The sequence below is a fragment of the Nocardioides sp. genome, from assembly GCF_034670285.1.
GTDB lineage: Bacteria > Actinomycetota > Actinomycetes > Propionibacteriales > Nocardioidaceae > Nocardioides.
The window spans coordinates 1-7,457 of the sequence record NZ_JAXMNS010000175.1 but is presented as its reverse complement, the minus strand read 5'-3'; the positions used below and the strand labels follow the sequence as shown (position 1 = coordinate 7,457).

At 71.7% G+C, this 7,457-nt stretch carries 6 protein-coding genes and 1 pseudogene; all 7 read left to right on the top strand.

Annotation, left to right across the window (positions count from 1 at the left end; genetic code table 11):
- A partial coding sequence (locus tag VOI19_RS10320; protein ID WP_323792876.1) for a hypothetical protein occupies window positions 1-339 on the top strand: 339 nt, incomplete at its 5' end.
- A gap of 9 nt (window positions 340-348) precedes the next feature.
- Window positions 349-1,488, top strand: a complete 1,140-nt coding sequence (locus tag VOI19_RS10315) for an alpha/beta hydrolase (protein WP_323792875.1) — start codon at window positions 349-351, stop codon at window positions 1,486-1,488.
- A gap of 142 nt (window positions 1,489-1,630) precedes the next feature.
- The gene (locus tag VOI19_RS10310) at window positions 1,631-2,662 is read left to right on the top strand and encodes a rod shape-determining protein (RefSeq protein ID WP_323792874.1); all 1,032 of its coding nucleotides are present in this window, start codon (window positions 1,631-1,633) and stop codon (window positions 2,660-2,662) included.
- The gene (gene mreC / locus VOI19_RS10305) at window positions 2,659-3,612 is read left to right on the top strand and encodes a rod shape-determining protein MreC (RefSeq protein WP_323792873.1); all 954 of its coding nucleotides are present in this window, start codon (window positions 2,659-2,661) and stop codon (window positions 3,610-3,612) included. Before VOI19_RS10310 ends, mreC begins: the two co-directional genes overlap by 4 nt.
- Window positions 3,609-4,139 (top strand): rod shape-determining protein MreD, encoded by a 531-nt coding sequence (mreD, locus tag VOI19_RS10300; protein WP_323792872.1) that lies wholly within the window; start codon window positions 3,609-3,611, stop codon window positions 4,137-4,139. Before mreC ends, mreD begins: the two co-directional genes overlap by 4 nt.
- Window positions 4,139-6,304, top strand: a complete 2,166-nt coding sequence (mrdA, locus tag VOI19_RS10295; RefSeq protein ID WP_323792878.1) for a penicillin-binding protein 2 — start codon at window positions 4,139-4,141, stop codon at window positions 6,302-6,304. Before mreD ends, mrdA begins: the two co-directional genes overlap by 1 nt.
- A pseudogene (rodA, locus tag VOI19_RS10290) lies at window positions 6,301-7,457 on the top strand (rod shape-determining protein RodA); the annotation flags it as partial. The gene mrdA and the pseudogene rodA, both read left to right, overlap by 4 nt.

Below are 7,457 nucleotides of genomic sequence, written 5' to 3'. Positions count from 1 at the left end.
CTGGTCGTGGGCATCGAGGGGTTGCGGCGCGACGTCGCAGCCGCGACGCCCGACCGCATCGTCGACCTCGCGCCGGTGCTCCAGGCGCGCAGCGACGCCGTCGCCGGCCACGTCGCGAGCTATGAGGACCTGCGCCGTCGCTGGCTCGACGACCTCCTGGTCGAGGAGCGAGAGATGATCGTGGTCCTCCAGCGGTGGCTCACCCTCGAGCAGGTCGAGCGACGCCTCGGGGGCCGTCCCGACCCCGCCGACCGGGCGCTCGCGACGTTGCCGTCACCAGGCACGCCGGCCGCCGACGTCCGCACCTGGTGGCGCGACCTGGCGACCCGTGAGCGCTAAGGCCTCCTCGTGGCGGCGCCGGGCGTGCTCGGCAACCTCGCCGGCATCCCGGCCCGGGTGCGGCACCACGCCAACCACGTGCGGCTCCACCGCGACCTGGCCGGCCTTCGGTCGCTGCGCGATCGCGGGCTCATCACTGATCGCGAGCGGGTGCTGCTGCGCAACGCGGAGGCAGCCTCCGCCGCGCTGGACGACGCGAGCGCGACGACCGATCCGCGCTCGGGGGAGGCCGTGCCCGCACTGCTCTACCTCTACGACCCGGGCGCCTTCGGCGGCGACGGGGCCGTCGCCCTGGCGGTGGGTGACCTCGACACCGCCGACGACGTCTCGGTCCTGGTGCCCGGGATGCGCACCGACGCCGCGGGGATCGGTGGACTGACGGGCCACGCGACTGCGGTCTACGAGGCGGCCCGGCAGGCCGACGACGACGCCACGCACGCCTCGCTGGCGTGGATCGGCTACGACGCACCCGACACCGTGCCGCTGCTCGACGGCCTCGCCGGCGACGTGGTGCGGGTGCTCGACGAGGGCCTGGCCGAGCAGGGTGGTGCGCGGCTCGCCGAGGCTGTGGACGGACTGCGGGCCGAACGGGCCGAACAGGGCGGGCCTCCGGCCGACCTGACGGTGATCGGCCACAGCTATGGCTCGACCACCGTCGGCCACGCGGCGTCCGACCACGGACTGGCAGTCGACGACCTGGTGGTCGTCGGGAGCCCTGGCCTCGGGGGAGAGGTCCGCCACGTCAGCGACCTCGAGATCGGGGAGGCCGACGTCTGGGTCGGGGCCAACAGCCTGGACGTGGTCACCGACCTGGGCGACCACGGCGCCATCGGCCTCAGCAGCGTGATGGGGCTCAACCTGGGACTGGGACTGGGACTCGGTCACGACCCGGCCGCCGACGACTTCGGTGCCACGCGCTTCCAGGCCGAGTCGCCGATCATGAGCCCCGGCGACGTCCTCGACGCCCACAGCGGCTACTTCGACCACGACGGGGAGTCGCTGCACAACATCGCCCGGATCGTGAGCGGGCACGACGAGTGGGTGTCGCGAGCCGACGGGGTCGTCGACGACTGGTGGCGTCCGCCGGTTGATCCGGAGCGCCGGAGGCACCCGACGACTCAGATCACGCGGGCCACGCTGGGGCCGTGAGCACTCAGCGACACGTCCGACGGCGTGCCTGCGGCGATTTCGGGCCGGCCCTTCCTACGCTCGCTACCGGGACCCGCGGAATCACGCGCTCGCAGTCCCACCTTCCCCGGTTAATGCGCGTGAGCAGTGAGGCGCGCGCGCAATGGCGAACAGCATCATCGGCCGCGACATGGCCGTCGATCTCGGCACCGCCAACACGTTGGTCTACGTCCGACGCAAGGGCGTCGTCCTCGACGAGCCCAGCGTCGTCACCCTCAACGACACGACCGGCGAGGTGATCGCCGTCGGCCACGAGGCCAAGCAGATGATCGGGCGCACCCCCGACAACATCACTGCGCTGCGCCCGCTGAAGGGCGGCGTCATCGCCGACTTCGAGGCGACCGAGCAGATGCTGCGCTACTTCATCCTCAAGGTCCACCGGCGCCGCTACTTCGCCAAGCCCCGCATGGTCATCTGCGTGCCCAGCGGCATCACCGCCGTCGAGCAGCGCGCGGTCAAGGAGGCCGGTTACCAGGCCGGAGCCCGCGAGGTCTTCATCGTCGAGGAGCCGATGGCTGCCGCGATCGGCGCCGGACTGCCGGTCCACGAGGCCACCGGCAACATGGTCGTCGACGTCGGCGGCGGCACCACAGAGGTCGCGGTGATCTCGCTCGGCGGGATCGTCACCTCCTTGAGCGTCCGCACCGCAGGCGACGAGATCGACGCCGCGATCGTGGCCTGGATGAAGAAGGAGCACTCCCTGATGCTGGGGGAGCGCACCGCCGAGGAGGTCAAGATGACCCTCGCCTCCGCCTTCCCCGCCACCGACGACCCGGTCGGCGACGTCCGCGGCCGCGACCTGGTCACCGGTCTGCCCCGCACCGTCACCATCGGCGCGGCCGAGATCCGCAAGGCGATCGAGGAGCCCCTGCACGCGATCGTCGACGCCGTACGAGTCACCCTCGACCAGACCCCGCCCGAGCTCGCCGGCGACATCATGGATCGCGGCATCGTGCTCACCGGAGGGGGTGCGCTGCTGCGCGGTCTCGACGAACGCCTGCGCCACGAGACGGGGATGCCGGTGCACGTCGCCGAGCACCCGCTGACCTCCGTGGCGCTCGGAGCCGGCACCTGCGTGGAGCAGTTCGAGGCCCTGCGTCAGGTGCTCGTGGCCGACAACCGGCGGCGGCGATGAGCCCCCTGGGCCCCCTGCGTCCGGGCTCCTTGCGCCCGTTCGGCCAGGCTCCGCGCAGCAACCACGACGGCACCCCGCCTCGCGCCCTGATCGTCGCGCTCGTGCTGGCCTGCGCCAGCCTGATGCTGCTCGACCGCGGCACCGAGTCCGTCGTCGATCCGGCGCGCAGCGTCGTGGGTGACGTCGTCGGACCCGCCCAGGCCGGGGTCGCCGGTGCGATCCGACCGATCGTCGAGCTGCCCGGGTTCTTCCGGAGTCGTGAGCAGCTGCGCGCCGAGCTCGCCTCGCTGGAGGCCGAGAACGCCGGGCTGCGCACCGAGGTGCGTTCCTCGGGCTACCGGCGCAACAAGCTCCTCGAGCTGGAGGGGCTGACCAGCACCGCCGAGAGCCTCGGCTACGCACTGGTGCCGGCCCGCGTGGTCGGCCTCGGCTCGTCGCAGTCCTTCACCCACACCGTCACCATCGATGCCGGCTCCGCGGCCGGCCTCGCGCCCGACATGACCGTCATCAACAACGACGGGCTGGTGGGCCGCATCCTGCGCGTCACCCGCACCTCGGCCACCGTGCTGACGCTCATCGACTCCGACTCCACCGTGGGTGGCCGGATCGGCGAGAGCATGGAGCTCGGCTTCCTCCAGGGTCGCGGGATGATTGGCGGCTCGGCACGACTCGACCTCGAGCTGCTCGACCAGAAGCTCGTGCCGGCCAAGGGCGACACCGTGGTCAGCTGGGGCAGCCTCGACGACGACGGCAACGCGAGCGGCCCCTACACCGCCGGCGTGCCGATCGGGCAGGTCGTCTCGGTCTACGCGAGCCTGCGCGAGTCGACCCAACGCGCGGTGATCGACCCGTTCGTCGACTTCACCGAGCTCGACCTCGTCGGCGTCGTCGTCGCCTCGGGCACCCGCAGCGACCGCGCCGTCGTCGAGGCCGACGGGAGCCTGCGATGAGAGCCCTCTTCTCGACGTCGACCGCCCGCGTCGCGATCGTCTCGCTCGCCGTCGTCGTCGCCCTCGTCCTGCAGACCACCGTCTTCCCGCACCTCGCCTGGCGAGGCGTGGTGCCCGACCTCGTGCTGCTCGTGGTGGTGGCGGCCGGCCTCGTCCGCGGCTCGCAGTTCGCGATGGTCACCGGCTTCTCCGCCGGCGTGCTGCTCGACCTCGCCCCGCCCGCCGACCACGTCGCGGGTCGCTGGGCGCTCGCGCTGCTCCTCGTCGGGTACGTCGCCGGGCGGGTGCGCCGCGACGTCCTGCCCTCGGTCGGCACCGTGCTCGCGACCGTCGCCGCCTGCTCGTTCCTCGGCTCGTCGGTGTTCCTGCTGAGCGGACTGATCCTGCAGGACACCGCGGCCTCCGTGCCCGCGCTGCTCCAGGTCGTCGTCGCCGCCGTCCTGTGGGACGTCGTCCTGGCAGCGTTCGTCGTGCCGCCGGTCACCCGCGCGCTCGACCGCCTCGAGCCCGAGAGCCTCCTGCGGTGATGGGGTCGTCGTCCGGTCGCGGACCCGATGCCGCCGGCACCAGCCGGTTGCGGCTGGTGGTCATCCAGGCCCTGGTCTTCTCGCTCTTCGCCACCTTGCTGGTGCGGCTCTACTACCTCCAGGTCGTCACCGGCGACGAGTACCAGGGTCGCGCCGCCGCCCAGTCGGTGCGCGAGATCGTGCTCCAGCCCTCGCGAGGTCTCATCGTCGACGACCAGGGGAGACCCCTGGTGGCCAACCGGCTCGCGTGGGTCGTCTCCCTCGACCGCACGGTCCTGGGCAAGCTCGGCGACAAGAAGCGCGACACCCTCGTACGACGCGTGGCCGAGGTCGTCGACGTACGCCCGGGCCGCATCGACAAGCGGCTCGTGACCTGCGGCGAGACCGACTCCGAGCCGGGCGTCTGCTGGAACGGCTCGCCCTACCAGCCCGTCCCGATCGCCTCCGACATCAGCCAGGCCCAGGCCCAGCGCATTCGCGAGGAGCCCGAGGACTACCCGGGTGTGATCGTCGACCAGCAGAGCGTGCGCGACTACCCCGAGCCCTTCGGCATCAACGCCGCCCACCTGCTCGGCTACCTCAGTCCGATCACCGCCGACGAGCTCGACCAGGCCGAGTCCGACGGCGACCGCTCGGTCAACGGCGCCTCGGTCGTGGGGCGCGCCGGCGTCGAGCAGGAGTACGACGCGTGGTTGCGCGGGATGCCCGGCTACCGCGAGGTCGGGGTCGACTCGATGGGTCGCGTGCTCGGTGACGAGGGCGAGGTCGAGGCCCAGGACGGCGACACGCTCGTGACGTCGCTGGACGCCAAGGTGCAGGCCACCGTCGAGCGCCAGCTGGCCGAGATGATCGCCACCGCGCGCGCCACCAGAGACACCGTCACCAACCGCAACTACGTCGCCGATGCCGGGGCAGCGGTCGTGCTCGAGGCCGACACCGGCCGTGTCGTCGCGATGGCCAGCCAGCCGACGTACGACCCGTCGGTCTGGGTGGGCGGCATCTCCAAGAACGAGCTCGCCGAGCTCTACTCCGAGGAGGCCGGTCTGCCGCTCCTCGGCCGGGCGACCCAGGGCCAGTTCGCACCCGGGTCGACGTGGAAGCCGTTCATGACGGCCGGCGCGCTGGCCAACGGCTACGACACCGACACCCGGCTCAACTGCTCCTCCTCGGTGGCGGTCGGCAACCGGGCCTTCAAGAACTACGAGTCCGGCGCCTACGGCTACATCGGCTTCGACAAGGCCCTCGAGGTCTCCTGCAACACCTTCTTCTACCGGATCGGCCTCGACTACTGGCAGCGCTTCGGCTCCGACGTGGCCGACGTCGACGCCCGCGACCCCCTCGTCGAGGAGGCCAAGAAGTGGGGCTTCGGCGCGGAGACCGGGATCGACCTGCCCGGCGAGGCAGCCGGCCGGATCGCCGACCGGCAGTGGAAGCGTGACTACTTCGAGTCGCAGAAGGACTACTACTGCGGCATCGCCGACAAGCCCCGCGACGCCCCGGGCAACCGGGACCTGTCCGACTTCGTCTACACGTTCGCAGGCGAGTTCTGCATCGAGGGCTACGCCTACCGTGCCGGCGACGCGGTCAACTTCGCGATCGGCCAGGGCGACACCATCGTGACCCCGCTCCAGCTGGCCCGGGGCTACGCCGCCATCGCGAACGGCGGCACCCTCTACGAGCCCCGCATCGGCGCGGCCGTCGTGGCGACCGACGGCACCGTCATCCGACGCATCGAGCCCGAGGTCAGCGCTCAGATCGACCTGCCGCCGGGCATCGACGCCTACATCGACGAGGCGCTGCTCGGTGTCACCCGCCAGGGCACGATGTCGTGGCGGATGGGCGGGTTCCCGCTCGACGAGGTGTCGATCCGTTCCAAGACCGGGTCCGCGGAGGTCTACGGCAAGCAGTCGACCTCGTGGGTCGCGTCGTACTCCGACGACTACGTCGTGGTGATGATGATCAGCCAGGGCGGCACCGGCTCGGGCAGCTCCGGGCCCGGCGTCCGCGCGATCTGGGAGGCGCTCTACGGCATCGAGGGCGAGGAGGTCGACCCGTCCCAGGCGGCGATCCCCGGCACCACGCTGCCGAACCGCCTGCCCGTCTTCCAGCGCAACGGCTCGATCCTTCCCCCGCAGGTGCGCGGCAGCGGCAAGGACCGCTCATGATGCGCCGCGCGGGCATGGACTGGCTGCTCCTCGGTGCCGTGCTGCTGCTCAGCGTGCTGGGCTGCCTGCTCGTCTGGTCGGCCACGAGCGCTCGTGGAGACCTCACCGGTGGCGACCCGCGCGCCTACCTGGAGAAGCAGATCGTCAACGTCGCGATCGGCCTGGCGCTGCTGGTCCTGGTGCTGGCCACCGATCACCGCTGGGTGCGGATCGTCGCCCCGCTCGTCTACCTCGGCTCGGTCGGCGGACTGGTCCTCGTGCTCACGATGGGCACGGTCATCAACGGCTCGCGCTCCTGGCTGATGATCGGCGGGTTGTCGATCCAGCCCTCCGAGTTCGCCAAGCTCGCCGTCGTCATCGGGATGGCCCTGGTCGTCGCCGAACGCGCCGAAGGTCGCTGGCACCCTCGCGTGGGGAGCTTCGACGTGGTGGCCATGCTGGTCATCGCCGCAGTGCCGGCCATCCTGATCATGCTCCAGCCCGACCTCGGCACGATGCTCGTGCTCGCCGCGACCGTCTTCGGGGTGCTGGCCGCCTCCGGCGCCCCGCGTCGCTGGCTGGCGGCGCTCAGCGTGGGTGCCGTCGTCGGGGCTGTGCTGGCGGTCCGCGGCGGGGTGCTGAAGGAGTACCAGGTCGACCGGTTCCTGGCCTTCACCAATCCCGACCTCGACCCGCGCGGCGCCGGCTACAACGTCGAGCAGGCGCGCATCGCGGTGGGCAACGGCGGCTGGTTCGGCAACGGTCTGCTCAACGGCTCGCAGACCCGGTCGGGGTTCGTGCCCGAGCAGCACACCGACTTCGTGTTCACCGTGGCCGGCGAGGAGCTCGGTCTGGTTGGGTCGGCGCTGATCATCGCGCTGCTCGGGATCGTGCTGTGGCGCGCGCTGAGCATCGCCGTCCGCACCGACGACGTCTTCGGCCGGGTCGCTGCGGCGGGCATCGCCTGCTGGTTCGGCTTCCAGGCCTTCAGAACATCGGCATGTGCCTGGGCATCATGCCGGTCACCGGCGTCCCGCTGCCGTTCGTGTCGTACGGCGGCAGCTCGATGTTCGCCGGGATGCTCGCGGTGGGCCTGCTCCTCAACATCTCGCGCCGCGCCGCCGAGGCGCCGGCCGCTCGACTCCAGCCGGCCAAGCGAGTCCTGGTCCGCGCC